General features: G+C 35.0%; 18 protein-coding genes. 5 read left to right on the top strand and 13 right to left on the bottom strand.

Features of this window, described 5'->3' with window-relative positions:
• Nucleotides 1-104: 104 nt before the first annotated feature.
• Together ACKPCA_RS01375 and ACKPCA_RS01370 are read right to left on the bottom strand one after the other, a co-directional pair.
• A complete protein-coding gene (locus ACKPCA_RS01375) occupies nt 105-2,027 on the bottom strand; it encodes a DUF349 domain-containing protein (protein ID WP_321280935.1) in 1,923 nt (640 codons plus the stop codon).
• Nucleotides 2,028-2,318: 291 nt separating this feature from the next.
• Complete coding sequence (locus ACKPCA_RS01370; RefSeq protein WP_321280933.1) at nt 2,319-2,756, bottom strand: Hsp20/alpha crystallin family protein; 438 nt, start codon at nt 2,754-2,756, stop codon at nt 2,319-2,321.
• 268 nt (nt 2,757-3,024) lie between these two features.
• Between ACKPCA_RS01370 and trmD the strand changes: the two genes are divergently transcribed.
• Nucleotides 3,025-3,702 (top strand): tRNA (guanosine(37)-N1)-methyltransferase TrmD, encoded by a 678-nt coding sequence (gene trmD, locus ACKPCA_RS01365; RefSeq protein ID WP_054721123.1) that lies wholly within the window; start codon nt 3,025-3,027, stop codon nt 3,700-3,702.
• A 34-nt stretch (nt 3,703-3,736) separates the two neighbouring features.
• Here trmD and rbr read toward each other — a convergent pair whose 3' ends face one another.
• Nucleotides 3,737-4,315 carry a rubrerythrin gene (gene rbr / locus ACKPCA_RS01360; protein WP_054721122.1) on the bottom strand — a complete coding sequence of 193 codons (579 nt, stop codon included), beginning with the start codon at nt 4,313-4,315 and terminating at the stop codon, nt 3,737-3,739.
• A 482-nt stretch (nt 4,316-4,797) separates the two neighbouring features.
• Here rbr and ACKPCA_RS01355 point away from each other — a divergent pair, with 482 nt between their 5' ends.
• Nucleotides 4,798-5,547, top strand: coding sequence for a TorF family putative porin (locus ACKPCA_RS01355; RefSeq protein ID WP_321280931.1), 750 nt, complete (start codon nt 4,798-4,800; stop codon nt 5,545-5,547).
• A 98-nt stretch (nt 5,548-5,645) separates the two neighbouring features.
• Here ACKPCA_RS01355 and ACKPCA_RS01350 read toward each other — a convergent pair whose 3' ends face one another.
• The 7 genes from ACKPCA_RS01350 to ACKPCA_RS01320 form a co-directional block, all read right to left on the bottom strand.
• On the bottom strand, nt 5,646-6,281 hold the full coding sequence (locus tag ACKPCA_RS01350) for a 7-carboxy-7-deazaguanine synthase QueE (protein ID WP_321280930.1): 636 nt from the start codon (nt 6,279-6,281) through the stop codon (nt 5,646-5,648).
• 128 nt (nt 6,282-6,409) lie between these two features.
• Entirely contained in the window at nt 6,410-7,336 is a 927-nt protein-coding gene (locus ACKPCA_RS01345; RefSeq protein ID WP_321280929.1) for a hypothetical protein, read from the bottom strand.
• Between the two features lie 72 nt (nt 7,337-7,408).
• On the bottom strand, nt 7,409-10,768 hold the full coding sequence (locus ACKPCA_RS01340) for a PAS domain S-box protein (protein ID WP_321280928.1): 3,360 nt from the start codon (nt 10,766-10,768) through the stop codon (nt 7,409-7,411).
• A gap of 100 nt (nt 10,769-10,868) precedes the next feature.
• Nucleotides 10,869-11,330, bottom strand: coding sequence for an Lrp/AsnC family transcriptional regulator (locus ACKPCA_RS01335; RefSeq protein ID WP_054721118.1), 462 nt, complete (start codon nt 11,328-11,330; stop codon nt 10,869-10,871).
• Between the two features lie 586 nt (nt 11,331-11,916).
• The gene (locus ACKPCA_RS01330; RefSeq protein ID WP_321280926.1) at nt 11,917-14,718 is read right to left on the bottom strand and encodes an alpha/beta hydrolase family protein; all 2,802 of its coding nucleotides are present in this window, start codon (nt 14,716-14,718) and stop codon (nt 11,917-11,919) included.
• 45 nt (nt 14,719-14,763) lie between these two features.
• Entirely contained in the window at nt 14,764-15,573 is an 810-nt protein-coding gene (gene cysQ / locus ACKPCA_RS01325; RefSeq protein WP_321280925.1) for a 3'(2'),5'-bisphosphate nucleotidase CysQ, read from the bottom strand.
• Nucleotides 15,574-15,617: 44 nt separating this feature from the next.
• Nucleotides 15,618-17,399: an SLC13 family permease gene (locus ACKPCA_RS01320; protein WP_321280924.1), complete on the bottom strand. Its 1,782-nt coding sequence runs from the start codon at nt 17,397-17,399 to the stop codon at nt 15,618-15,620.
• Nucleotides 17,400-17,545: 146 nt separating this feature from the next.
• Here ACKPCA_RS01320 and ACKPCA_RS01315 point away from each other — a divergent pair, with 146 nt between their 5' ends.
• Nucleotides 17,546-18,121 carry a DUF2284 domain-containing protein gene (locus tag ACKPCA_RS01315; protein WP_321280923.1) on the top strand — a complete coding sequence of 192 codons (576 nt, stop codon included), beginning with the start codon at nt 17,546-17,548 and terminating at the stop codon, nt 18,119-18,121.
• A 54-nt stretch (nt 18,122-18,175) separates the two neighbouring features.
• Here ACKPCA_RS01315 and ACKPCA_RS01310 read toward each other — a convergent pair whose 3' ends face one another.
• Both ACKPCA_RS01310 and ACKPCA_RS01305 read right to left on the bottom strand, forming a co-directional pair.
• Nucleotides 18,176-18,982: a toxin-antitoxin system YwqK family antitoxin gene (locus ACKPCA_RS01310; protein ID WP_321280922.1), complete on the bottom strand. Its 807-nt coding sequence runs from the start codon at nt 18,980-18,982 to the stop codon at nt 18,176-18,178.
• Between the two features lie 57 nt (nt 18,983-19,039).
• A complete protein-coding gene (locus ACKPCA_RS01305) occupies nt 19,040-22,300 on the bottom strand; it encodes a UvrD-helicase domain-containing protein (RefSeq protein WP_321280920.1) in 3,261 nt (1,086 codons plus the stop codon).
• Between the two features lie 191 nt (nt 22,301-22,491).
• Here ACKPCA_RS01305 and ACKPCA_RS01300 point away from each other — a divergent pair, with 191 nt between their 5' ends.
• A complete protein-coding gene (locus ACKPCA_RS01300; RefSeq protein ID WP_054721112.1) occupies nt 22,492-22,905 on the top strand; it encodes a DUF6146 family protein in 414 nt (137 codons plus the stop codon).
• Nucleotides 22,906-22,962: 57 nt separating this feature from the next.
• Here ACKPCA_RS01300 and ACKPCA_RS01295 read toward each other — a convergent pair whose 3' ends face one another.
• A complete protein-coding gene (locus tag ACKPCA_RS01295) occupies nt 22,963-23,847 on the bottom strand; it encodes a DUF3078 domain-containing protein (RefSeq protein WP_321280916.1) in 885 nt (294 codons plus the stop codon).
• Nucleotides 23,848-24,223: 376 nt separating this feature from the next.
• Between ACKPCA_RS01295 and mnmA the strand changes: the two genes are divergently transcribed.
• Nucleotides 24,224-25,396 carry a tRNA 2-thiouridine(34) synthase MnmA gene (gene mnmA / locus ACKPCA_RS01290; protein ID WP_321280915.1) on the top strand — a complete coding sequence of 391 codons (1,173 nt, stop codon included), beginning with the start codon at nt 24,224-24,226 and terminating at the stop codon, nt 25,394-25,396.
• The last annotated feature ends 266 nt before the right edge of the window (nt 25,397-25,662 follow it).

The following is a 25,662-nucleotide window of genomic DNA, read 5'->3' as shown; positions in this document are numbered from 1 at the left end:
CTATCATTTGTCGATTTCTTTGCGCAAAGAATAAATTATCGAATATAAAAAAAAGCATTCCCCACCTCGAGAAATACTTTTAAACGCATCTATTTTGTACGAACTTAAGAAACTAAACCGTCAATAACTTTGAGCTTTTCGTTCAAGATTGTGAGGTTTTGTTTCCCTTTCTCAATCTTCTCTTGAATCTCACTTACCACATTCGAATTCTTTGATGAAGAGAAAAATCCAACATTGTTTTCCCAAAGGGCAATGTCACTTTCCAGTTGCCTGATTTTACTTACAATCTTATTTCTCTCAATAATAATCTTGTCCTCAGAATTATTCATGGTCAAGAAAGTATCAATCTTCGATTTAAACTTTTGAACTTCCTTGTTCTCACTATCCATATTCATTCTATCATACAAGCCATTAATGGCTTTTCTGAAAGATTCTTGCAACTTATCTTTCTTCTTATAAGGAACATGCCCAATCTTCGTCCATTCTTTTTGGAACTGACGCAAAGTATTTAAATTACTCTCGTTATCGTCTCCAAGTTCAAATCCCCTCACCTTTTCTATTAATGCTTCTTTCAACTTCAAATTCTCTACTTGTCCTGTATCCGCATTATCGAAATGTTCAGATTTATTATTAAAAAACTTGTCGCAAGCCGCACGAAAACGAACCCACAGGTCCTCAGAAACCTTTCTTGGCACGGGACCTATATTTTTCCATTCTTTTTGTATGGCAATCAATTTATCCGTAGTTTCCTTCCAATCCTGACTATCTTGCAAACTTTCTGCAATGGCACAGAGTTCCTTCTTTTTTTCCAAATTAACATTCAACTTATCTTTCAAAGCCATGTAAAAGTCACGCTTTCTATCGAAGTAAAGGTCACAGGCGGCCCTAAACCTCTGATAAATTCTGTTGTTATCTTTTTTAGGAGCGAAACCAATGGTTCGCCATTCTTTTTGAAGATTAATTATTTCTTTAGAACTGGAATTCCATTCCTTGTGAGAACCAATCTCACGATTGGCAATTTCTTCAGCTTTTTCGCAAAGAACCGTTTTTTTGGACAAATTATTTTTCTGTTCAGATTTTAAGCCCTCGTAATACTCCTGATGTTTACGATTGATAATTGTTGTAGCATCCTTAAATCTTGTCCATAATTTTTCTTTCTCTTCACGCGGCACAGGTCCAATCTCTCTCCACTGCTCATGATATTTTTGAAGAGTATTAAAAGCTTTCACTACTGAGGATTCATTCAACAACTTCTCGGCCTCTTCACAAAGTTTAATTTTAGAAGTCATATTCTTCTTCAAATCAAGATCGCGAAGTTCCTTATTGATTTTAATGTAATCGTAAAAATTCTCGACATGATGATGGTAATTATCCCAAAGGTTTTTTAGTGCCTGCTGTGGCACCATTCCTATATCATGCCACTTCTTTTGCAAAACCCTAAATTCATTGAAGGTTTTATCGAATGATTCTTTTCTGTTTACCAGTTCTTTAATATCCTCAATTATCTGGTATTTCTTTTTAAGATTATCTTCCTTCTCTTGTTCTACATTGCGGTTTAACTCTGATTTCTTCTCTTTAAACTTTTGCAACATTTCACGAACCTGAACTTCCAAATCGTCTGTACCGAAATCAAATTCCTCTTCAACGCCACCATCTGCAATAAACTTTTGTTTCGCAGCATCAACTTCTTCCTTGTGCTTTTTATAAAAGTTTTGTTTTATTGCATCTACTTTTTCTTTTATCGCCGACAACGATTCATTTTCAAGAAGTAATGCCAAGCGATTTTTCAATTCGCTTTTCTCCATTAAAGTATAGTCAGGCTCTTTCTGAAGTTCCGAATCATTTTCTGAAGCAGAATCAGAATTATCTTCTGTCTTGCTATCCATTTCAGGTTCCGAATTTTCTGCACTAACATTATCTTCTTTTAAATTTTTTATTTCATGAGAATCTACAACATTATCTTTCGCTTCTAAATTTTCATTCAATTCATTCTCATGTGAGGGATTTGACAGATCTGGTGCTTTCATGTAAATTGAGTTAGATTAAGTTTCGAACAAGGCAAAACTCCCGTTAACAATACCACCTAAAAGAAAACTTTTAAGCCTACTCTTACGAATTTAACTAATTAAGTGCTAATCCTCAAAGATTTTAAATATTTTCTTACCCTTTAAAACAAAGAGGTTCATGCATCGCATGAACCTCTTAACCAAAACAAACTAATTAACTAACCTAAATTTCTCCATAATTCGGAGAAATCTTTCTCCTTAAACCTTACTCATTATTATGAATATTACTTATTCAATTTCTTATCAATTCCTTTATTTTATCTCGATATTATGAACTTGAGACTTTCTCTCCTCAACTTTTGGAAGAATGATATTTAATATTCCATTAATAACTTCAGCAGAAATATTCTGTTGATTGATGGTATCAGCTAACTTAAAGCTACGCTCAAATTTGTACACTCCAAACTCTCTTCTTAGGTACTTTTTATCTTCTTTTTCTGCTTTCTTCTCAGCCGAGATTTTAATAGAACCATTCTCCACCCTAATATTCACATCTTCTTTTGCAAAACCAGGAATAGAAACTTCTATCAGATAGTAATCCTCTTCTTCGATAACATTTGTTGCTGGACGAAAACCACTTTCTCTTTCCACAGCAGCTTTAAAACTATCCTGAGTTTCTTTAAACAATTGATTCATTAACTGATTTGTAAAAAAATCATTTGGCCTTTTTCCATATCTTAATAATGTCATAATTCTAATCTCCTATACTTTTATTAATTTTTCGGCTCCGGATTCCGATCATTTTCATTTTCAAATTCGACGAGTAATCTTCAAATGGCATACCATCACGAAAAACAATTTAAATCGTCAGTTTTCTCTTGTTTCACACTGCCATCTTGTCTTTACACCTGCAAAATCAACTGTCACATTGTCTTCTTTAAATGAATTAGCATCTTCATTTTCTATTTTCTTGCATCACTTGCATGGGATATATATTTTTACACAAAATTTAGAATAAATGAGAATCGATATATTAACTGTTGTTCCTGAATTATTGGAAAGTCCTTTGAACCATTCCATAATTCAGAGAGCAAAAGACAAAGGTGTAGTTGAAATACACATTCACAACATTCGTGATTTTTCGGAAGACAAGCACAATAAAGTTGATGATTATGCATTTAGTGGCGGAGCTGGCATGGTAATGCGATTAGAGCCTGTTGTTAAAGCGATAGAACACTTAACAGATCAAAGAGAGTATGATGAAATCATTTTCACAACTCCAGATGGTGAACAGTTCGAACAAAAAACTGCAAATACCTTATCGCTAAAGGAGAATATTATAATCCTTTGTGGTCACTACAAAGGAATTGATCAAAGAATCAGAGATCATTTTATTACCAAAGAAATTTCGATAGGAGATTTTGTTCTTACCGGAGGTGAACTTGCTGCTGCAGTAATTATAGATAGTGTTGTTCGCCTGATTCCTGGAGCTATGAACGATGAAACTTCTGCTCTAACCGACTCCTTTCAGGATAATTTGTTGTCTCCACCAATCTACACTAGACCTGCAGAGTTTAGGGGGTGGAAAGTACCTGAAATTTTACTTTCTGGAGATCACAAAAAGATTGAGCAATGGCAAGAAGAACAAGCCTATTTAAGAACTAAAAAATTACGTCCTGATTTATTGGATGAATAAGAAAGGCTCCTTAATGGAGCCTTTTCTTTTTTTATTAATAGTTTTTCGCTTTTCTCTCAAAATATGCTTGAGGATGTTCACATGCAGGACAATTCTTAGGAGCTTTGCTACCTTTATGTACGTAACCACATTTGCGGCAATACCACTCTTCCTCTTCTTCTGATTCAAATACTTTTTCTGCTTCAAGATTGCTTAAAAGCTTTAAGTATCTCTCTTCATGCATTTGTTCAACCTTAGCAATTAATTTAAATGCAGTAGCAACTTTTTTGAATCCTTCTTCCTCAGCGATACGTGCAAACTCAGGATATAATTCGGTATACTCTTCATTTTCACCACAAGCTGCTGCCTTTAGGTTTTCCGCAGTTGTACCTACTTTTCCTGCTGGATATGCAGCTGTAATTTCCACATCACCACCTTCTAAAAAGCTAAAAAAACGTTTAGCATGTTGCATTTCTTGTTCTGCAGTCTCTAAAAACAAAGCTGCAATTTGCTCATAACCTTCCTTTTTTGCCTGTTTTGCAAAGTAAGTATATCTACCTCTAGCTTGCGATTCACCAGCAAATGCTTTCAAAAGGTTCTTTTCAGTTTCGGTTCCTTTTATACTTTTTTCCATGGTATTATTTTTTTGATTCTGTTATGCGAATATCTTGATTTTTACTACAACATAAAAGAAATTCAATACTAATCAAACAATTTATACTGATTACAAAAAAGCTTAATATTCCAATCAAGTCTGATTTCAAGTACAGTTAGGACAATAATCTCTAAACTAATTAAGTCGAGACATAAATTATCAGGGTGTAATTCTAAAAAACACTTTTATACAAGCACACCCCCCTAAATTTAAAACCTTTGCACATTTTTTTTAATCTTTTTATTATAGATACCCCTGTTTTTATTTGTTGCTTTAAATAATTTTTAACTATTTTTAAATCACACCCCAACTCGTTAGGGTTAGAATTAGAAATTAGTTGATTTGCACCAACACTTACCCCCTTACAAAAGGGGTAAGTGTTATTTTTTTAGTGAAAAACCACAATTTATTTAATCGATATATAACTATTTACCTTAATTATTAATCTAAAAACCATTATTATGATGAAAATCAAAAAATTAACCACATTACTTATTGGAGTTATTATCATCACAGGCCCATTATTCGCTCAAAACGAAAAAGGCGATATATCCTTAGGGGCTGACCTAATGAGCAGATACATTTGGAGAGGTACCCAATTTTCAACCGGTCCCGTAATTCAACCAGGAATTGAATACAGTAAGGGGTCATTTACAATTGGCGCGTGGGGCTCTTATTCCTTTGATGGTGATAATGACGGAGCAGAAGCTGACATTTACATTTCATACAGTTTTGCAGACAATTTATTTATAGCAACTCTTACCGATTATTTCTTCCCAAATGATCAGATTGCAGCAAACAACTCCTATTTCGATTTCAAAAAAGAATCAACAGGTCACATTCTTGAAGGAAGTATTGCCTTTAATGGCACGAAAGGCTTTCCTATAAGCATTATGGCAGCAATGAACTTCTGGGGAGCAGATCAAGATGCAAATGGCGATCAGCAATATTCCTTATACATGGAACTAGGGCATAGCTTTACCTATAAAGATGTAAATATTGACTTATTTGCGGGTTTCACTCCTATAGATACAGATGAGGACAAAGGAGAATCTGGTTTTTATGGGGATACAGCTGGTTTTGTAAACTTAGGCTTTACAGCATCAAAGGAAGTAGCAATTACAGAAAAGTTTTCTCTCCCAATTTCTGCTTCTGTTATTGCTAATCCAATGGCAGAGAATCTATTTTTAGTGTTTGGAGTTTCATTTTAATCGCAATAGTTTTTCCAATTATTTAATTTATTAGTTTATAACAAAGAAGGGCATTCAAAATTTTGAATGCCCTTCTTACTTGTTCTTTTATATATGCTTTATGGTATTCTCATAAACTTATGAGATTGTAATGAAATATTCCATTTTGGATTATTCTTCACGTACTCAACTATTGGTTTCACATTGTGAACATACTGACTCCACTCAGACTGAAGATACAACAAGCAATCATCACCTACATTTTTAGCCAATTCCTCTGCCCATTCAAAATCTTTTTCCAAATCGTAAATAATCACTTTAAGCTCATTGGCTTTTTGATAGGATGAAGGTACCGGCAATTTATTTCTCTTTGGCGATAAACAAATCCAATCCCATTCACCACTGATTTCATATGCCCCAGAAGTTTCAAGGAAATTCTCGATATTGTGTTTCTTCAATTCTGTACACAAAGGCTCCAAATTATACAAGGATGGTTCACCTCCCGTAACAACAACTGATTTTGCCGGAGATTCAACAGCTTTTCTCACCACCTCTTCAACTGATATTAATCGATGCTCTGCAGGATTCCAAGAGATTTTACTATCACACCAACGACATCCAATATCACAGCCACCAACTCGAATAAAATATGCAGGCTTACCAGTATGATACCCCTCTCCTTGAATGGTATAGAAATCCTCAACCAGAGGTAAATCTGTTCCTTTGTCGAATATTTCTTTGTACTTATCTTTCAAAACCTTCTTCTTTTCTTATAAAACAATCTTAAAACTGTGGCTGTTTAGCAAATTGGGCTACAAAATTAGAAGCTTTTTAAGGAATTCAAAATCAAAGCAAGAGATTATTTGATACATCATCCCAAAGGTTAGTTCTTAACCCACTGTTTCCAATCAATTTTATATACCGCTTGCACCTGCTTTGTAGCTTCAGTATTTATAAGCAACTCATCACAGTCGGTAAAAACTACACCTTCCGTTTGAGCTCCTCCTAAAGAACTTAAATTTAATCGAATATGCTCTCCTCCAAAAAAATCAGATCCTATAAAGTTATAATAAAGAATCATGTAAGTTCTGTAGTTTTTATAACCTACCAAAGCCATAAGTTTGCCATCAGAGCTGATATCTGCACCCGTAACCATAAAATCAGTATCAAATTCAGCTTTTGGATTTAAATCTTGATGCTTAACAGATTTTTCCATTATATACATCCTGGTTTTTAGATTTTCCCAATTTTTGGTGAAAAAATACAAAGAATCTCCATAAGAGAAAAAAGCTTCACAATCATAATTATGATTGTGTTTTTTGCGCTTAAAATCCTTCTGATCTGCCCATGCAAAACTAATCTCATCAGCTGTAACATTTACTTCGGGTCTATCATCAATGTCCGATTTTTCTACTCTGAAAAGTTTAAGATTCTTGCGAGTTCCTTTGTTATTTCCAAATTCACCAATGTAAAAATACTTCTCGTCTTCAGCCAAATCCTCCCAATCCAAATTTGCAACATTTTTTATCTGCAAAGTTTGCTGCAAACTCCCTTTTAAATTATATGCATACAATGCCGGAGCTCCCCCACTATCGTTATTCACCCAAATTAAACTGTCATGCCAAATCATGCCCGATTGCTCTTCTACCACCTTTGGCAATTGGTCCGAAATTAAAATTGGATCATATTTTACCCAGTTGTAATTTTCTCGTTCACTACTGATTGATTCCTCTTTGTTTACTTGAGAAGAGTGACGACAAGAGATCAGTAAAATAACTAATAGACTTAATGCGAAGGCATAGTGTTTCACGATATGTTGTTTTTAATGAAAAACAAATCTGTGAAATTTTATTGAATATTAAAAATATTTAGAACACTCCAACTACTTATCCAAAATATAACTTTGTAACAGCTCAAACAACTTGATTCTGTCTATGGGCTTGGTGATATATGCAACGCAACCTGAATCCAATGCTTTCTGCCTGTCGCCTTTTAAAGCGTAAGCCGTTTGTGCAATAATTGGCATACCTGGTTTGTGTTCCAATATTTCTTTTGTAGCATGATATCCATCCAAATGAGGTATTTTAACATCCATTAAAATCAAATCAATTTCTGAATGTGATTGTACCATACCTACAGCATCAACCCCATTTCTTGCCCACAACACCTTTGCTTTGGTGGGGGTTAAAATCTCTTCCAGAAGATCATAATTTATCTCAACATCCTCAACTATCAAGATACTTTTATCCTTTAAATTCGGTGGTTTCATAAAACTTAGCTTTTCACAATCCTTAGAGTCAGGTATAGTAACTACATTATTTAATTTAAAGTAGAAACACGACCCTTTTCCTTTTTCTGATTCCAACCAGAGTTCTCCCTCCAACAAATTAGCTATCTCCTTACAAATTGCCAAACCAAGGCCAACACCAGATTGCAATCCCCAATACGGCTCTTCTACCTGACGGAAAATATCAAATATTACTTCTTTATGCTCATCAGAAATACCAATTCCAGTATCCGATACAAAGAATACAATATTTTTATCATGAACCTTACATCCATAATCAATTTGCCCTATGTCTGTATATTTAATTGCATTATTCAAAAGATTGGTTATCAACTGCATTAATTTAGTCCTGTCTGAAGTGATGAAAATATCACAATCGCTACAGGATTTAAAGTTGGTTACAACCTCTTTTTTATTATGCTTTTTCACCTCTGCCTTTACATACTGCTGAATAGTATTAAACATTTCGAGTAACGAGAACTGATTGACATTCACTTTCACCTCCTTAGCTTGCAGTAATGAAACATCGAAAATGGATTCAATAATTCTTAACAGGTGCTTTCCACTAGCTTTCACAATGCCATTCCACTTTTCTATTTTATCGGCTGGTGAATCTGGTTTTAGCAATGTACTAAAGCCTATTATTGCATTTAAAGGCGTTCTTAACTCATGAGACATGGAAGCCAAAAATGTTGATTTTAGCTGATCACTCTCCTCCGCCTTTTCTTTTGCAAAAATCAGTTCCTGTTCATATCTCTTTCGACTAAGAACACCCGCCAACATATCTGTAAAAGTTTTGATGTGAATCACATCAGTTTTATTCCATTTTTTTAAATGATTTACCACATCAAAAACAACACAACCAAGTATATTTTCTTGGGTAATTAATGGAAATACCATAAGAGATTTCACCACTTTCCTTGGATCATATTCGAAATTGCCAAAGGCATGAGCTGGCAATTTTTTAATATCATCTACTACAACGCTTTTATGCTTCTTAAATCTTTCAATCCACCATGAAAAACCATCGCTTAACATTAGTTTTGGGTTATCGAACCGAGCGATTTTCTCATTTGAAAACCACTCGTGGGTTCTTTCCAAATATTTTTGATTCTTGCTTACCAAAAACATATAGGCTCTATCTGCCTTTGTGTGGCAGGCAATTTTCTCTAATGCAGAATCAATCGCATTGTCAATATTCTCAATCGGAGTACTCACCAAATCGGCAGATATTTTACTAAGTAGCTTTTCAATCCTCGCTTTTCGAGCCAATTCAGTTTCTGCTTTTTTCTGTTTGCTAATGTCTCGAACTACGGTTTGAACGTACTTTTCTCCTTTGAGATTGATTAAATTCGCCGTTAACTCAACAGGAAACTCCTCTCCTTCCTTCGTACGATGCCATGTACGCATAAAGAAACTACCTAACTCTTCGATAATTTCTTTTATTTCGTCAACTTTCTCTTTGTTTAATACACCTTTGCGAGCAATATCTTTTGGACTTAAACTTCTAAACTCCTCTTTTGTATATCCATATCGATCAACTGCAGTATCATTCACTTCAATAAAATTCTGCAAATCTTCTCCTTTCCATGGATGTACAAACACCGCTTCGTTTAAAGAATTAAATAACAATCGAAACTTACTTTCACTTAACGCAAGCTTCTGCTCCGCATGTTTTCTTTCCGTGATATCTGCAATGTAACCTTCAATAAAAAGTGGTTTACCCATTCTATCTTTTATAGTAAGACCTTGTTCAAACACCCACTTCTGCTTGCCTGATTTGGTAATAATTCTGTATTCTAAAGAGAATCTTTCATTCTTATCGCCTGCCGTAAAAACCTCTTTGGCTACATATTCTCTATCATCGGGATGAATAACATCATTAAAAGCCAAACTGGCATTGTAATTTAGCTCTTCTGCCGTATAACCAGTAAGTTCATTTACTCCTTCACTAACAAATAGCATTGTCCAGTATTCATCAGCCAAGCAACGATAGGCCATGCCTTTCAGGTTTCCAATTAAAGTAGTTAACCTTCTTGTGGCTTCAATTACTTTGCGCTGCGAACGCTTTTGCTCTGTTACATCACGAATAATTACCGTGACTTCTTTTTCTCCAATCGCACTTAGGCGAAATTCGTAATAACAAACACCTTTATTCTCTACATTTTTTCGATAATCAAATATTTGAACTTGCCTTGAATCAAAAGCCTCTTCCATTGCATCTGAAAACTTCTCTCTTAATTCCAGATCAAACAAGTTTCTGATATTAACATTATCAATATTTTGGGGATAGGTGAATAGTCCATTGGGTTTTTCGTGCAGGTCAATGATCGTACCATCACGTGTAACTCGAATGATTAAATCAGGTATGGTTTCAAGTAGCGCTTTAGCTTTTGCTTCTCCATTTTTTATTTGTTGATCTGCTTCAATTTTAGCCGTAATATCTTCAAAAATTGTAAAAACCTTGGTGGGTTTGTTGGTCTGCTTGTCCAACATCGGCGTTGCAGTTACACTTAGCCAAATGTAATCCTGCTTTTCAGGGTTAAACACCCCTAAAGTAGAATTTGAAACTTCTTTTCTTGTATCTAATGCAACTTTTGCAGGATGGGTATTTACATCCATTAATGTACCATCGGGCAAAATATTCCTCATCCTAGGCTCAAAGCTGTCAATTCCCAGCAAATCTTTAATTGGTTGTCCCAATATATTCGAGGCTGCGGGATTTGCATAGCTTATTTTTCCATCAGCATCTCTAATAATTATACCCTGTCCTGTAGATTTAAAAAGCAGATTATACTCGTCGTTGGTTCTAGTATTTTTAAGCTCATTTGCCAAATAAGTATTTTCAGAATCTAGAGCGGATATCTGCTTTTGCAATTGCTCTATCTGTTCCTGATACTCAAACAGTCGCTTTTCAAATTCATCCGGCGATATGTTCTCAAAACTTTCCGACATTCCTGATTTTACATTAAACACCAAATTAGCAATCCTTACTAAGTTAATAAAAATCGCGTCAAGTATTTAATCGAATCGGCAAAAGAATTCTTGAATTAAATTAAATGTAATATTCAGAACTATGCTTTATTTCTTTGATTACAAATGTACTATTCAGTACTCCAATATTCTTTATTTTAGATAGTTTATACCGAACAAATTCATGATATTCTTCAAGACTCTTTACATGAATTTTTAAAATAAAATCAACCTGACCTGCCATGTGGTAACACTCTTGAACTTCCTTTAAATCCTGTATTTGCTCTTCAAATTCATCAATAAAAGTCTCATCATGGTAACGCATGGAAACCTGACAAATAGCTGTCACACTTCGCTCAATTCTTTTTTTATCGAGAATTGCCACGTATTTTTTAATGAACCCCTGATTTTCCAATCTCCTGATTCTCTCATACACTGGCGAAGGAGTTAAATTCAGCATATTTGCAATCTCTTTGGCTGTTTTCTTTGAATCGGTTTGCAATATTCTAAGAATCGTTTTATCGGTTTGATCAAGCTTATCCATAAAAGAAATTTTTACTCTGATTTATAACGTTTGCGGAAACATGAAAGTAGTTTTATCTTTCAAGTGTGGCAATATCGGTAATTTTTACTTATTTAAACAAAAACACTATGTTTTTTATCGGAAAGACCTTTACTTTGTCAGTATATAACACTGAAAACAACAACAAATACTCATATAATATCAGCTATTTAATAGCTAAACAAACACAACACACTTAACTAACAATTAGGGTTAATATGAACACCTTTATTCTCTCAGGATAAAGGTGTTTTTTTAATGGCTAATCCCCATTTTGGGAAAGGCTATATTTTTCCATTTTAAGCTTCCCCATCCTGGGGGAAGGATTCTTTTTTCAAATTCGAGTTTCCCCAAGCAGGGAAAGCTTTCTTTTTATACATTTTGCATTTTCCCAAGCTGGGAAAGGCTTCCTATTTTCAATTCACGCTTTCCCCAAGTTGGGGAAGGCGTTTTTTTTCAAGATTGCCTTCCCCAAATTGAAAAACTTGCCTATTTCACCTTAAAAAATTATTGCATAAAAAATGCGTCTCAAATCTGAGACGCATCCTTAATATTTGAATTTCAAGTTTTATTTCTTTAACTCGTAACCATCCATTTTTCCTTTTTTAACTGCAGGAATACCATCAGTCATCCAAACCGGAGCTGGCTTTCCTTTCAGATAATAATCGAAGAATTGCATGGTTCTAATCGATAAGTCCATTCGATTAGGACGCTTTCTTAGGTTATGTTCCTCGTTGTTATAGGTAAGCATCCAACATGGTTTCTGCAAACGACGCATTGCTACAAACAGCTCAATTCCCTGGTACCATGGTACCGCACCATCGTTATCGTTGTGCATGATTAAAAGTGGAGTTTTAATTTTTGGGGCAAAGAACACTGGAGAATTCTCGATGTACTGCAAAGTACTGTTCCAAAGCGTTCCTCCAATTCTACTTTGTGTACGCTCGTATTGAAACATTCTACTCATACCGCTTCCCCAACGAATTCCGCCATAAGCTGATGTCATATTGCTTACAGGAGCTCCTGCCATTGCACATTTGTACAAATCGGTTCTGGTAACCAAATAAGCAATTTGGTATCCGCCCCAGCTTTGTCCCTGAAGTGCTACATTTTCCTTATCGATAAAATCATAACGATCCATCATTGCCAATGTTCCTGTAACAATTGAGCTGTAAGCCGATTCTCCAGGAAATCCAACCTTGTGATACGTGATATCCGGCATAAAAATAAGGTAGCCGTTACTCACACAATAACTAGGATTAATAATCGACCAATTGGGTTGTGGTACATGGTAGTTATGCAAACGATCGGAAGTTCTTTCGTAAAAATACACCAACATTGGATATTTTTTGTTCGGATCAAAATCTTCCGGCTTGTAAAGTAAACCTTGTAGTTTTTCACCATCTCCTGATGTCCAATCAACTAATTCTACACTCCCCCAATTAAAATTCTTTTGCTGTGGATTTGCATCAGATACCTGAGTTTGATCAGCAAAACTCAAGTTGCTGGTCCAAAGGTTTGGATAATCAACGAAAGTTGATCTTTTAAACATGATTTGCTCAGCAGACTTTGCTTTTTCAACTCCATTAAGTTTGGCATCCTCAAATAAAATCTCTTTAGGATCGTCTTCTTTTTGCAATTTAAAATAACCTGATTTTTTATTGAATTCATGAAATGCCTCAAGCAAAACATCCTTCTTCAAATCCACAAATAACTCTTCCTCATCAAGTTTCACGTAATCGAATCGAATCTTATTTCTACGTCCATAACCATTGGTTAGATTTACTGCTGGCTTAGCTCCTGAAGGATCAATCATCCACAAATCATAGCGGTCTTTTATTATTACATTTTTATCACCTTTGGTCCACCCCACTAATCCATATGGACTTGGATCGCTTGGAGTATCATGGGTTTCGCTGTAAAAGTTCACATTAATTTTTTGGGTTAATGCAACTGTTTTTTTGCTTTCAACTTGGTAAGAATACCAAATGCTATCTTGCGTTTCGTACCACAATAAATACTTCTGTGCAGGAGAAATTCTCACACTTGAATTTTTCTTTTTCAAGATTAATTCTCTTTCACCTGTGTTAGTGTTTACAAGGTAGTAATCGGAATACCAATCGTCCCACGAAGCTAATTGCTGATACGGTAAAGAAGAACTTCCCAATGACAATACAGCATTACCTTTGTCGTAAAGCTCAACATTGCGCATTTCTTTGTCAGCCAACTGAACCAGTTTGTTGTTTTTGGTGTGATATACAGCCATCCATGTGCGCTTTTCTTCTTTCTCTGCCTGGACTTTCTGTTGTGGCTGCAACAATGGATCCTTCCAGTTCCATACATCAACATGATATTTTTCCTCATCCAGCAAAGTATCTTTTACCTCTTTCACCGGCTTTGGAGCAACTCCAAAGAATAGTTTCTCACCATCTCGCGAGAAAGAAATTTCTCCATTTTTGCTCACAGTCCAATTCTCTTGAATTTCACTGGATAAAGTATCAACAATGCGCTTGCTATTGTTTTTTAGATCGCCATAATACAATTCGTAACATTTGTTTTTAGTTGTATCGGCTGAAAAAATAAAGGAAACCTGATCTCCATTTGCCGAAATGCACGCTTTATCCGCTTCTCCCTCTTTTTCGAAAACCTGGTTTACTTTCTCGGTTTTTCCATCAAAGGTTTTAACCAATACGGTTTGAATGCTATCGCCAACCGACTGAATAAAATTCACTGCATTTCCATTTCTGGCAAGTGCATAATCGGTTACATTTTCAAAGTTATATTCCTTATCATTTACAAAGTTCCTGATAACAAGCTTACCCTTTTTAATCTTTCCGTTACCTTTCTTTTTCTTTGGCTTTTTAGCTTCTACTGAATCCTTTGCCAAACTATCTTTTTCTTCCTTTGGCATATCCAGATAGTAAGCCATCCATTCGCCTTTTTCCTTAGGCATTTGGAAGGATTTTAGCTCTGGTAGTTTCACCAATTCTTTATTGCTTAAATTCCAAATTCCAATAGAATCTTTTGGCATATCCTTCTTGTCAACTTTGTCTAATTTAGCTTGACGAACTGTATCATACTGAGCTTTAATTTTAAAAGTTAAGATTTCCGATTTTGGTGAAAATTCAGCATTAAAGCCTCTGGCAATTGAATCCAACTGTTTCGTTTTTACCTGATACAGATAAAGAAATCCATCCCCCTTTTGTGGATTTACTTCATAGGTTATCCATTCTCCATTGTCAGAAATCTGCTGATTCTTTAAGTTTTTCCATCCATCATAATCGGTATGCTTCAATGGAATTTTTTGCGCATAAGCTGTTACTTGAATCATAAGTAAACAGACCAATGCAGCTTTTAATAAATTTCTCATTTGTTCTTAGTTGTAGGTTGATTTATAGGTTAATTCCCAACGAATCTATCGAGTGCAAATAAAACTCGGATTCATTAAGTCCTTCTTGTTATATTTTAATTCTAAATTGGTATTGTACTGCAATACTTTACCACCTGAAGCTTTTACAATAGCATGACCTGCAGCCGTATCCCACTCCATGATTGGACCAAACCTAGGATAAACATCTGCTTCATTTTCAGCAATCATACAAAGTTTCAGTGAACTTCCTTTCGAAATCAGCTTCACCTCTTTTTTATCTTGCTTCCAATTCTCAATAAACTGTTTGGTTTCTTCATTCATGTGCGATCGGGAACCAACAATAAGCGTTTCGCTACGATTTTGCTCCAAAGGTAGCTTTTGGGATTTTTGGAGCAATACATCCAAATCTTTATCCCAATCCCGTATCTTATCCACTCGATAAGCACCTAATTCAATATCTGCAAAATACAACTGCTCATATACAGGAACGTAAATCACTCCGGCAACTGGAGTTTCATCATCAATTAGTGCAATGTTCACCGTAAACTCATCATTTCTCTTTATGAATTCTTTTGTTCCGTCAAGTGGATCAACAATCCAACATTGTTCCCATTTCTGCCTCTCTTCATAATTTAAGTGCTCTCCTTCCTCGCTTAAAATAGGAATTCCCAAATTATCAATAACAGAAATAATGGCGTGATGAGCTCTTTGGTCAGCAATGGTTAAGGGTGTATTATCCGATTTTAATTGCACCTCGAAATCTTCTGATTGATACACTTTAAGGATTTCTTTACCTGCCAATAATGAAGCCGATATAGCTTCTACCAAAAGCTTTTTTCTTTTACTGAAATTCATGAATAGATTGTCGTAATGATTACTTTGTACTATGCGCTTATCTATTAATAAAAATAAATGTATGACAGAATCAAAACTGTAACAATCATGTAAATGATTGTTAGGGGAAATCCTATTTTGAAGAAATCTTTAAACGAATAACCACCCGGACCGTAGACCATAATATTCGTTTGATATCCAATAGGAGTCATAAAGTTAGCTGCAGCTGCAAAAGCCACAATTAGAACAAATGGCTCGGGATCTAAATGCAAACTTAAGGCCATTGTTAACGAAATTGGGAAAACAATTGCTACAGCCGCTTTATTGGTAATATAGGCAGCCAAAACAGAGGTAATTAAATATATACCAAACAGCACACCTACTTTACCCAACGGAAGAAATACAGAGATCAACAAATCGGCAATAATCTCTGCCAATCCTGATTTTATCATAGCTGTTCCAAAAGCCAAAGAGAGTGATATAATCAGTGCTAAGTTAAAATCTACCATTCTGGCAATATCCTTAGGATTAGATATCTTCAAGCCCAAAATTACAATGATCATTACAATCAATGTCATAAAAAGTGGTACTATATTTAATGCTGATAATATTACTGCCACTACTGTACCTCCCAGCAATAATCCAATTTTATATCCTTCTTGCTTTCTGAATTCTTTTACTTTGGAAATAAAGTAGAAATCTTGAATACGATGTGTTCTTTCAACAAAGTCGTCACCACCAAGCAACAACAAAACGTCACCAGCACGTAGCTTCACCTCTCCTATTTTTCCACTTACTCTGCCTCCATTTCTATGGATCCCAATTACAGCAGCATCGAATTGGCCTCTAAAATTAGCCTCTTTTACGGTTTTTGAAATTAGTGTTGAATTGTGAGAGATTACAATCTCCACAACCTCGATATGCTTCTTATGTGTAAGCATACCAACCGTTGGCAGAGTTAAACCTGAATTTGGCAGCACCAAATCCGCAATGGTTTCCGTATCACCAGCAAATAAAAGTCGATCTCCTTCTTCTAATCTAAATTCATGCGAAACCGCTGCAACTCTTACGCCTCCTCTATTGATTTGAAAAAGATAAAGTCCCTTTAAGTTTCTTAGGTCTGCTTCTTCAATAGATTTTCCAATCAAATCCGAATTGGGTTTAACGTGTGCCTCTACAATATATTTCCTTGTATTTTCCGAAAAATCTCCTAAAATATCCTCTTTATCAGGAAGCAGTTTTTTACTTACATACAAAAGGTAAATTGCCCCAATAAACATCATTGGCAAACCTACATAAGCAAAACTAAACATGCTTAATGATTCCAGACCTGTAACAATGGTTTGGTCTTTCACCATACCGTTTACAATTAGGTTTGTTGAAGTTCCGATAAGAGTTATGCAACCTCCCAAAATGGCTGCATACGAAAGTGGAATTAGTAATTTTGAGGGAGAAATATTGTTTCGCTTGCTCCAACTATGCACGTATGGCATCATTACAGCAACCAACGGAGTATTGTTTAAAAATGCCGAAAATCCTCCCACCAAAAGCATCATTCTGGCCATAAAAGCTTTGTAGCCATTCGCTCGTTGAAATACTTTATCGAACAAAGTTTCAACAATGCCCAAATCTCTAATGATATCACCAATAAGAAGTAACATTAGGATTACAACAACCTGATCGTTGGCAAAACCACTAAGAATTTCTGAAGGTGTTAAAATCCCACTTATCCCTAAAACCACCACTCCTATTAAAAATGTAAAGGCAGGGCCAATCCATTCTTTATAGAAGGAAATAAGAATAAAAACCAATACGATTAATACAATGATCGCATCCAGTGAGAGCATAGATATATTTTTGGGTACAATTTAAGATACGAATATACAAAAATACCTTCAGGTACGAATGTCTTTACCACACCTTTGCACAAATGTTATACAAGCTATTTTTACGAGATCAATTATTATACTTTTGTGATAAATTGAATATTACAATGATAGAGGTTAAGGCAGATACAATTGTTAAGCATTTTAAAAATCAGAAAATCGAAATTACAAGAAAGGTATTGGAAATTCGAAAATCGGAAATATTACCTTTTCTAAACAAAGAGGAGTTTAATTCGCATTGTAGAAATGCTTGTCCAAACCACAATAGCAAATGGACTTGTCCGCCCAACTGTCCAAATTTCGTAGATTACTCAAAATCTTATTCAAAAATCCAATTGTTCCTATTTGTAACTTCAACAAAACAATTTGATTTTCTCCCTCAAGAAGAATGTTCACTTGAGGCATATAATTTTACCAAAGAAGAGCTACAAAACTATCTTCGTATAAATGAACCCCTTGATGGTAAAATTATAGCAGCCAATAGTTGTGAAATTTGTGCTACCTGCTCAATAATCAAGGGAAAGCCATGTTATTTCCCTGATAAAATGCGCTATAACCTGGTTGCTTTCGGATTTAACGTAGGAAAAATACTCACAGATTTGTTTCAACATGAATTAAAGTGGTCTACGGAAAATATCATTCCCGAATACGTAAGTAGTGTTGGAGCAATATTAAAAAAGTAATCTGATTGAAAACAAAATAAGCTCCCTTTTCGGAGCTTATCATCAAAATTTATTCTATTGGGGATTTCGTACCGATATTGGTTCACTTACCGATAATACTCTTTTATTTTTATAAGCTGTAGATTCAATGGCAATTAGTTTCACATCCTTTATTAGCTGAGATCCCTTGTTAACTTTGAATTTGTACTCTGCAATACCATTTTTAGATGGCAGTTCCATAAACCCCTTGCCGTCTGCAGGAAAATATTTTCCCTCTATCAATTCACCAATGTAGTAAACTACCTTATTTCTGCCGTTGCTTAATCTAAACCTTAAAATGTACTCGTTGGCTATTGCTACTCTATCAATCTTATCTACAATAATTTTGGGAGTAGTTTTTACTTTATTGGAATTATCGATTTCCTTTAAGCCTGTAGAAAGCATATTCTCCTTAAAAACCATTTCGGATTTTAAATTTCCGGATTCCCAATATTTCCTCTGGTATCCATCCTTCTTACCAAATTTATAATCCGTTTCTCTATATACTTTCCCATCTTTATAATACCAAATCACCTTACCATGTTTTTTTCCTTTCACGTAAGGGATATCGTACTGTTTTTCTCCACTTTTATAAAACGTATTACTTACACCAACCTTTTTGCCATCCTTAAAAGTTACAATGGATTTAATATTCCCATTATCGTACTTGTATTTCTTGACACCATTTTTAGGTTGTTTGTACGTTACTTCGTTTTCCTTTTTTACTTCTTCCTGTTTTTTTGTTTCTCGACTAATTGTCTTAATTGAATCAACTGCTGAAACAATTAGATCGCAGGAGCTAAACATGATAGCCACAAGGAATAAAAGAATTAATTTTTTCATGTAAATGTTAGTTGGTTAGTTGGCTTCACAAGTTAACTAAAATTATCATAAATAAAACTAAACACTTACTATTTCAGATAATTTCCCATACAACACATATCCTTCAACCTGATCGAAACCTAAGGATTCAACAAGTTTTTTATATACCGCAACTTGCTTTTCATGAGATTTTAATTTCTTTTTCCCGAACTTGTAATCAATCACAATGGCATTTTTTCCATTTCGAATTACCCTATCAGGACGATATATTTCTCCATTCCCTTTTAGAATATCTCTCTCATTTACAACTTCCCAATCTTTGGAAAACCATTTCGAAACCCGATCATCAGCCAGCAATATTTTTGCAAACTCCAGCACTTCGGCTGCTTGTTTTTCATCTAACTTCCCTTCAAATTGCAATTGCGCAACAGCTTGGTCCAAGTCTTCTGAGTACTCTATTAATTGGAAAAGCTGATGTAAAATATTCCCCCTGCTCACCGGTGAAAAAGACTCCACTGATTCGGCTTCGGAAAAGTCAAAATAGTCTGAAGAATGAGATCTTAATTTTAACCTGTCATCCAATAACGAGGCCGGGTATTCTATTGACTTTTCTTTTAGAGTTGGGATTGCTTTAGTTTCTTGACTTGGCAATTTCCCCATCTCGAAACATTGATCCTCTTCATTCCAAAACTCACCCAGAGCTACAATTTTATCTCCATAAAAATCGGTTGAAAACTCACTTGCTTCTTTAAAAACAAATTGCAATAGGTCAGCTACTGTTTTTAGCTCCTTATTTTTATTTATTGGTGAATAACTGATAAACACCTCTTCCGCTCTGGTTTGAGCCACATACAATAAATTCAGATTATCAATGTATGACTGCAGCTTCTCCTCAAAATATTCCTGATAATATATTGTTTCGCGTAATGAACTGCTGTAGCGAACTGGCAATACATCTAAAATATCAAATCCTTCAACTTTAGGCTGGCACCATAAAATATTGGTATGTCGAGTATTATCCAAATCCCAATTTGCAAAAGGCAATATTACAGCTTTAAATTCCAAACCTTTAGATTTATGAATCGTCATGATTCGGATGGCATCCTGTTCATCTGATACTGAAATCACCTCTTTGTCTTTTCTCTCCTCCCAATATTGTACAAACGAATTTAAATCTGGAGAATCACTTTTTGTAAAGCCTAAAACCAAATCCTGAAATGCTTCCAGGAAAGGATAATCCTCTGAATTTTGATTCAAGCCAAATATCTTAATCAACTTCTCGGTTAAATCGTATAATGGTTGGCGTTTTAGCTCTCCAATATGATCTTGAAATTCCTGTGGGAAAATAGAATTAAACTGATCCTCATCGGTAATTACATACAAATCATCAGTACTTGTACTCACTGATTCTTTAACATACAAGCTATACTCCTGCTTAAGGAAACCAATGTTAATTTTGTCATCAGGGTACACCAAATAATGAAGCAGATGAACTAGAAAATTAACCACTGATGAGTTCTTTAGATAAAGGGAGTCGTTGGAAATAACATCGTAATTGACATTTTCCTTTGCATTTTCGCTTGCGCGATAAGCCATTAAGGTATCGGCTACCAAGCCTCCTTCTTTACCATTTCTTACCAAAATTGAAATGTCTCTTGCCTTGTAACCACTGGTTTGTAATTCCTCTATTTTAAGAGGTAAATCTTCCAAAACCTGTTCAATCCAATCCGATTCATTTTCCTTTTCCAGAAAATGTGCTTTAACATATCCCGATGCTCCTTCTCCCTTGTTAGGAATATGCTGAAATACATCCTGATATGCACTTACAATTTTTTGTTTCTCATCCTCCATGCGATCAGAAATCTCGACAGGAATAGATTCATTGTAGTGATTTTGCATGATTTGAGCTCCTAGGGCAAAAGTTGCATTGTTAAAATCAATGACATTCTTGCTACTTCTCCAATTGTAATTTAAGCTTAAACCATTCACTCCATAAGCACTAAAGTCTGTATCCAGCTGATTCGCCAGCAATTTCCAATCTCCATTTCTCCATCGGTAAATCGACTGCTTTACATCTCCCACAACAAGAGAATGTTGATCTTCAGCCAAAGAGTTTCCCACCAAAGGCCTGAAATTATCCCATTGCATAGATGATGTATCCTGAAACTCATCAATCATGAAGTGCTTATAGACATTACCTATTTTCTCGTAAATAAATGGGGAATCGTTGTTTCCAATAATATCTCTTAACAACCTACTCGCATCTGATAAAAGAAAAATATTTTCCTCTTCGGAATACACACGAACTTTCTTCGAAAGGTCTGTAAGAATTCCTAAAGTATATATATAGCTTAATGTCTTTTCGGTTGAATTGTACAACATCGATTGCTCATCGTAATGATTCACTACAGCTTTGAGAATATCATTTAAACCTGATGAAACAGCCGCTTCAACAGCCATTTTAGTTTCTTTTCCAGCTTTCCCTGCAACCCATTTCTGAGGAGTATCAACTGCGGCTCTGGCCCTCGCGCCAGGCTCATACTTCCCTCCTTTTACTAGTCCTTCCAAATAGCCTGCTACTCCTGTTTTGCCATATGAAAAATCGGAAACACCTAAAGAGTGACTCTCCATTATTCTTGTTGCCTCTTCCCCTTTTAAAGCAAAAAATTGTTCAAACTCCTCCTTAATCTCATTCAGGATTTTTCGGTAAGAACTCAGAAACTTTTTATCTGATAATTTATCAATCAAGTTACTCGAGAAGTTTTGAAAATCCTCCTTGAACACTTCACTTCCGAGAGTTAAAATATCCTGCTTAAAATTCCAGGTTTTTCCATCTCTGATTTTCGATTCTGCAAAAGAAGAAAGCCAGTTTCTCAACTGTGCATCTTTATCAACATCTTGCAACAAATGATCCACAACATCACTCAAAACAGAGTTTTGATCCAGCTCGATATTGTACCCCATTTGCAAACCAATCTCGCGAGTAAACGAACGCACAACCTTTTGAAAAAAACTATCAATAGTAGTTACTGAGAATCTTGAATAATCATGAAGCAATCGATTCAAAATCTCATTCGCTCTCCTTCTCAATTCTTCCGAATTCAGCTGATTTGCCTCACACAATTGCTTTTCGTATGGCGATTTTTTCCCTGATGAGATAATATGAATCTCTTTTAAAATTCTCGACTTCATTTCATCGGTGGCCTTATTTGTAAAAGTAACCGCTAAAATATTCTTATAACTTAAAGGATCGTTAAATACGATGCTTAAAAACTCACCAGTAAGAGTATACGTTTTTCCTGAGCCTGCTGAAGCTCTATATATATTAAGTTGTGACATTTAAAATTGCTTTATGCCGAAAATACAAATAATCTTTTCAGTAAAATAATCAGGAATTGTAAATTCTCACAACAACTACCTTTCATCACTCGTAACTTTTTGCTTTTCACAACGTTTCTATAATATAGTCTCTGTCAATATTGATTCAATCAATACTATAGATGTTCTTTTAACATTAAAACGAATGAACTATGAAACATTTATTATTTATTCTAGTTGCTTTCTTTGCATTAGCGGCTTGCAGTTCATACACTTCATTCAATCAACCTGAAATTGTAAATGATGATACCACTGAGCTTGCAACAAAAGAACCTACAGATAGCACAGAATACGAGTTATTAATTTTAGATGTTGGTTTCGAAAACTGGTTTGCAACACGAAATATGCCAGCTACGGCACACTCCAATACCTATTATAAAAATTGGAATCAAAGGTATGTTATAGAGTGGAACATTAAACATTCACAAGGACATCCATATTTCGAGAATCATATTTACTACGATCCTTTCGTGGATTATGGTTTTGATGTCAATTACAAGTTGTATCACTATTTCCAGTTTGTTGAAGAAAAAACTGGCGTTATTTTAGTTCAAAGGGGCAGGTGAGAGTACAAAAAAAGCGGAAGACTGATTGTCTCCCGCTTGTATTTTATATCAATTCAATTAAAACTTGTAAGCCAAACCTACTCCGATAATCTCTTTAAATTGAATTCTAGGACCTCTATTATTTCCTCCTACATCGTAATAATCAATATCATCATCGTAAACTAGCGAAGTGTTTACCGTTGCCGTAAGGAAACTATTAACTTTCATATTCAACAATACTTCCCAAGTCACATCAATGTTCCCAAAGCTATCCGAATAGCTAGTAAATAAATCCAGAGTACTTTTTAGATTTACATTTTCCATGATATCTTTATTCAATGACAATTTGGAAAACGCACCAAACTCACTTCTAAATTTATCACCCGGATCAACACCAAAAGCACCTCTATCTGAAAGATCATCATCATTTACCACAGTCATTTTTCCAGTAACTGGTGAAATGTATGCAGAAAAAACATCACTTGGTTTGTAATCCATACCGACTGATAGGTTCATGTAAGCAGGAGCAAGAAAATTCGAAATTTTCACATCTTCCACTCCCTCTTCACCACTGTAATTGTAACCTTTGGCAAACTGAGTCTTAAAATCAAAAAGAGCTGTATAGTACCAATGTCCACCATTTTTATAACCGTACTTGGTAAAGTATTCCAGTTTATCGATACTCTTACGAACTCCTTCGTCGCCTTGCTTTACCAATCCATACTCCATATTCAATTTGTTCTCCCAACTGTTTTTTCCTTTGTTATAATTGGCAAACAAATTTAATTGAGAGTTTGTAGAAATAGCATTGTCGCCACCACCAGACCAGTTTGTTAAAGATGTTTGTGAAAATGATATCGAAATCATCCCTCCTTTTTTCCAGTAGGATGTATCTTGTTTTTCTTGAGATATTGCAATAAAACAAATCATTGCAGCAAGAAGTGTTAAACCAAGTTTCTTCATGTGTTAAATTTTAGCTTTGTTTATTAGTTAGTCAATAGAGAGCTTTATCAAGCTTTAATTTACAAACGAATTTAAAGCAATTTGTTGATCAAAAAAAATTCATAAGAATTTTTATAATCGAAAATTACAATGAAGGATTCAAAATTTTCTATAAAGAAGTTTTAATTTATTCTATCTCATTACAAATAAATGACATCCAAAAGAATTAAAGACCTTTAAGCCAATCAATCATAGTTGTTATTCAACGAGTACCTGCTAATAATCATGTAAGGCAGATGTATTATATACATTAACATCTGCTTAAAATTTGATTGCTTGCCACTTCTGTAAAAAATGAATACTTTTGCTCCTTGAAAAAACAAGGAGATTTTATTTAATGAAGAAAAAAGTTGTAATCGGACTGTCGGGAGGAGTAGATTCAAGTGTTGCTGCTTATTTGCTTAAAGAGCAAGGTTATGAAGTGGAAGCACTTTTTATGCAAAACTGGAATGATACAGTCGGATTAAAATCGGAAGAATGCCCTTTTGAAGAGGATGTTTTGTTTGCTCAAATGGTAGCAAAAAAACTGGATATTCCTTTCCACTTTGTGGATTTAAGTACCGAATATCGCGCACAAGTAATTGATTACATGTTTGCCGAATATGAAAAAGGGAAAACTCCTAATCCTGATGTATTGTGTAATCGTGAAATTAAATTCGATGTTTTTCTAAAGAAGGCATTGGAATTAGGTGCCGATTACGTTGCAACTGGACATTATTGCCAGAAAGAAACCATTGTTAAAGATGGCAAGGAAATTTACCGTTTAATTGCTGGTGTAGACAATAACAAAGACCAGTCTTACTTCCTGTGTCAACTATCGCAGGAGCAATTGTCGAAGGCGATGTTTCCAATCGGACATATTGAAAAACCTGAAGTAAGAGAAATTGCCCGAAGAGAAAAATTGGCATCCGCCGAGAAGAAAGATTCTCAAGGAATCTGCTTTGTGGGTAAAGTTGATTTGCCTGTTTTTCTTCAGCAAAAACTAAAAGCGAAAAAAGGGAGAATTATCGAAATATCAGCTGATAAGGCAAAAGATATCATTCCTCAGTCAGAGGATTTAAAAGAAATTGCTCAACCCTATCAATTTTCTCCTGAAATGGGAGAAGAAGTGGGAACCCACAATGGAGCTCACTTTTTTACCGTAGGTCAGCGTAAAGGACTAAATGTTGGTGGAAAAGCAGAACCTCTATTTGTAATTGGTACCGATGTAAAGGAAAACATTGTTTACGTGGGAATGGGACACGAACATCCACTGCTAATGCGCAAGGCTTTGTTTATTCCTAACGAAGACATTCACTTTATTCGCGAAGATTTGCGTCCGACCGAAAATTGTGAAAGAAGATACGATATCAGAATTCGTTACCGCCAACCTTTACAAGGTGGGACCATTCATTTTAAAGAAGAAGGATTGTACATACATTTCGATGAACCACAACGTGCCGTTGTTTCAGGACAGTTTGCTGCCTGGTACGATAAAGGTGAATTAATTGGTTCGGGTGTGATTGATTAAATTCTACTACAGTATTTTAAAGCCATTCATTTTTTGAGTGGCTTTTTTTTTGAGAAAATGATTTCCTAAACCAATTTAGGAGCTTCTTTTTTGAGAAAATGATTTCCTAAACCAATTGAGGAGCTTCTTTTTTGAGAAAATGATCTCCTCAACCAATTGAGGAGCTTCTTTTTTGAGAAAACGATCTCCTGAACCAATTCAGGAGCTTCTTTTTTGAGAAAATGATCTCCTAAACCAATTCAGGAGTTGCTTTTTTAGGAAAATGA

The organism is Marinifilum fragile (assembly GCF_963677365.1).
GTDB classification, from domain to species: Bacteria; Bacteroidota; Bacteroidia; order Bacteroidales; family Marinifilaceae; genus Marinifilum; species Marinifilum fragile.
This window is presented reverse-complemented; position numbering and strand designations above follow the sequence as displayed.

Coding starts and splice junctions, on each gene's coding strand:
- ACKPCA_RS01375 (WP_321280935.1), bottom strand. CDS start 2,027: ATGAAAGCACCAGATCTGTCAAATCCCTCACATGAGAATGAATTGAAT.
- ACKPCA_RS01370 (WP_321280933.1), bottom strand. CDS start 2,756: ATGACATTATTAAGATATGGAAAAAGGCCAAATGATTTTTTTACAAAT.
- trmD (WP_054721123.1), top strand. CDS start 3,025: ATGAGAATCGATATATTAACTGTTGTTCCTGAATTATTGGAAAGTCCT.
- rbr (WP_054721122.1), bottom strand. CDS start 4,315: ATGGAAAAAAGTATAAAAGGAACCGAAACTGAAAAGAACCTTTTGAAA.
- ACKPCA_RS01355 (WP_321280931.1), top strand. CDS start 4,798: ATGATGAAAATCAAAAAATTAACCACATTACTTATTGGAGTTATTATC.
- ACKPCA_RS01340 (WP_321280928.1), bottom strand. CDS start 10,768: ATGTCGGAAAGTTTTGAGAACATATCGCCGGATGAATTTGAAAAGCGA.
- ACKPCA_RS01335 (WP_054721118.1), bottom strand. CDS start 11,330: ATGGATAAGCTTGATCAAACCGATAAAACGATTCTTAGAATATTGCAA.
- ACKPCA_RS01330 (WP_321280926.1), bottom strand. CDS start 14,718: ATGAGAAATTTATTAAAAGCTGCATTGGTCTGTTTACTTATGATTCAA.
- cysQ (WP_321280925.1), bottom strand. CDS start 15,573: ATGAATTTCAGTAAAAGAAAAAAGCTTTTGGTAGAAGCTATATCGGCT.
- ACKPCA_RS01320 (WP_321280924.1), bottom strand. CDS start 17,399: ATGCTCTCACTGGATGCGATCATTGTATTAATCGTATTGGTTTTTATT.
- ACKPCA_RS01315 (WP_321280923.1), top strand. CDS start 17,546: ATGATAGAGGTTAAGGCAGATACAATTGTTAAGCATTTTAAAAATCAG.
- ACKPCA_RS01310 (WP_321280922.1), bottom strand. CDS start 18,982: ATGAAAAAATTAATTCTTTTATTCCTTGTGGCTATCATGTTTAGCTCC.
- ACKPCA_RS01305 (WP_321280920.1), bottom strand. CDS start 22,300: ATGTCACAACTTAATATATATAGAGCTTCAGCAGGCTCAGGAAAAACG.
- ACKPCA_RS01300 (WP_054721112.1), top strand. CDS start 22,492: ATGAAACATTTATTATTTATTCTAGTTGCTTTCTTTGCATTAGCGGCT.
- ACKPCA_RS01295 (WP_321280916.1), bottom strand. CDS start 23,847: ATGAAGAAACTTGGTTTAACACTTCTTGCTGCAATGATTTGTTTTATT.
- mnmA (WP_321280915.1), top strand. CDS start 24,224: ATGAAGAAAAAAGTTGTAATCGGACTGTCGGGAGGAGTAGATTCAAGT.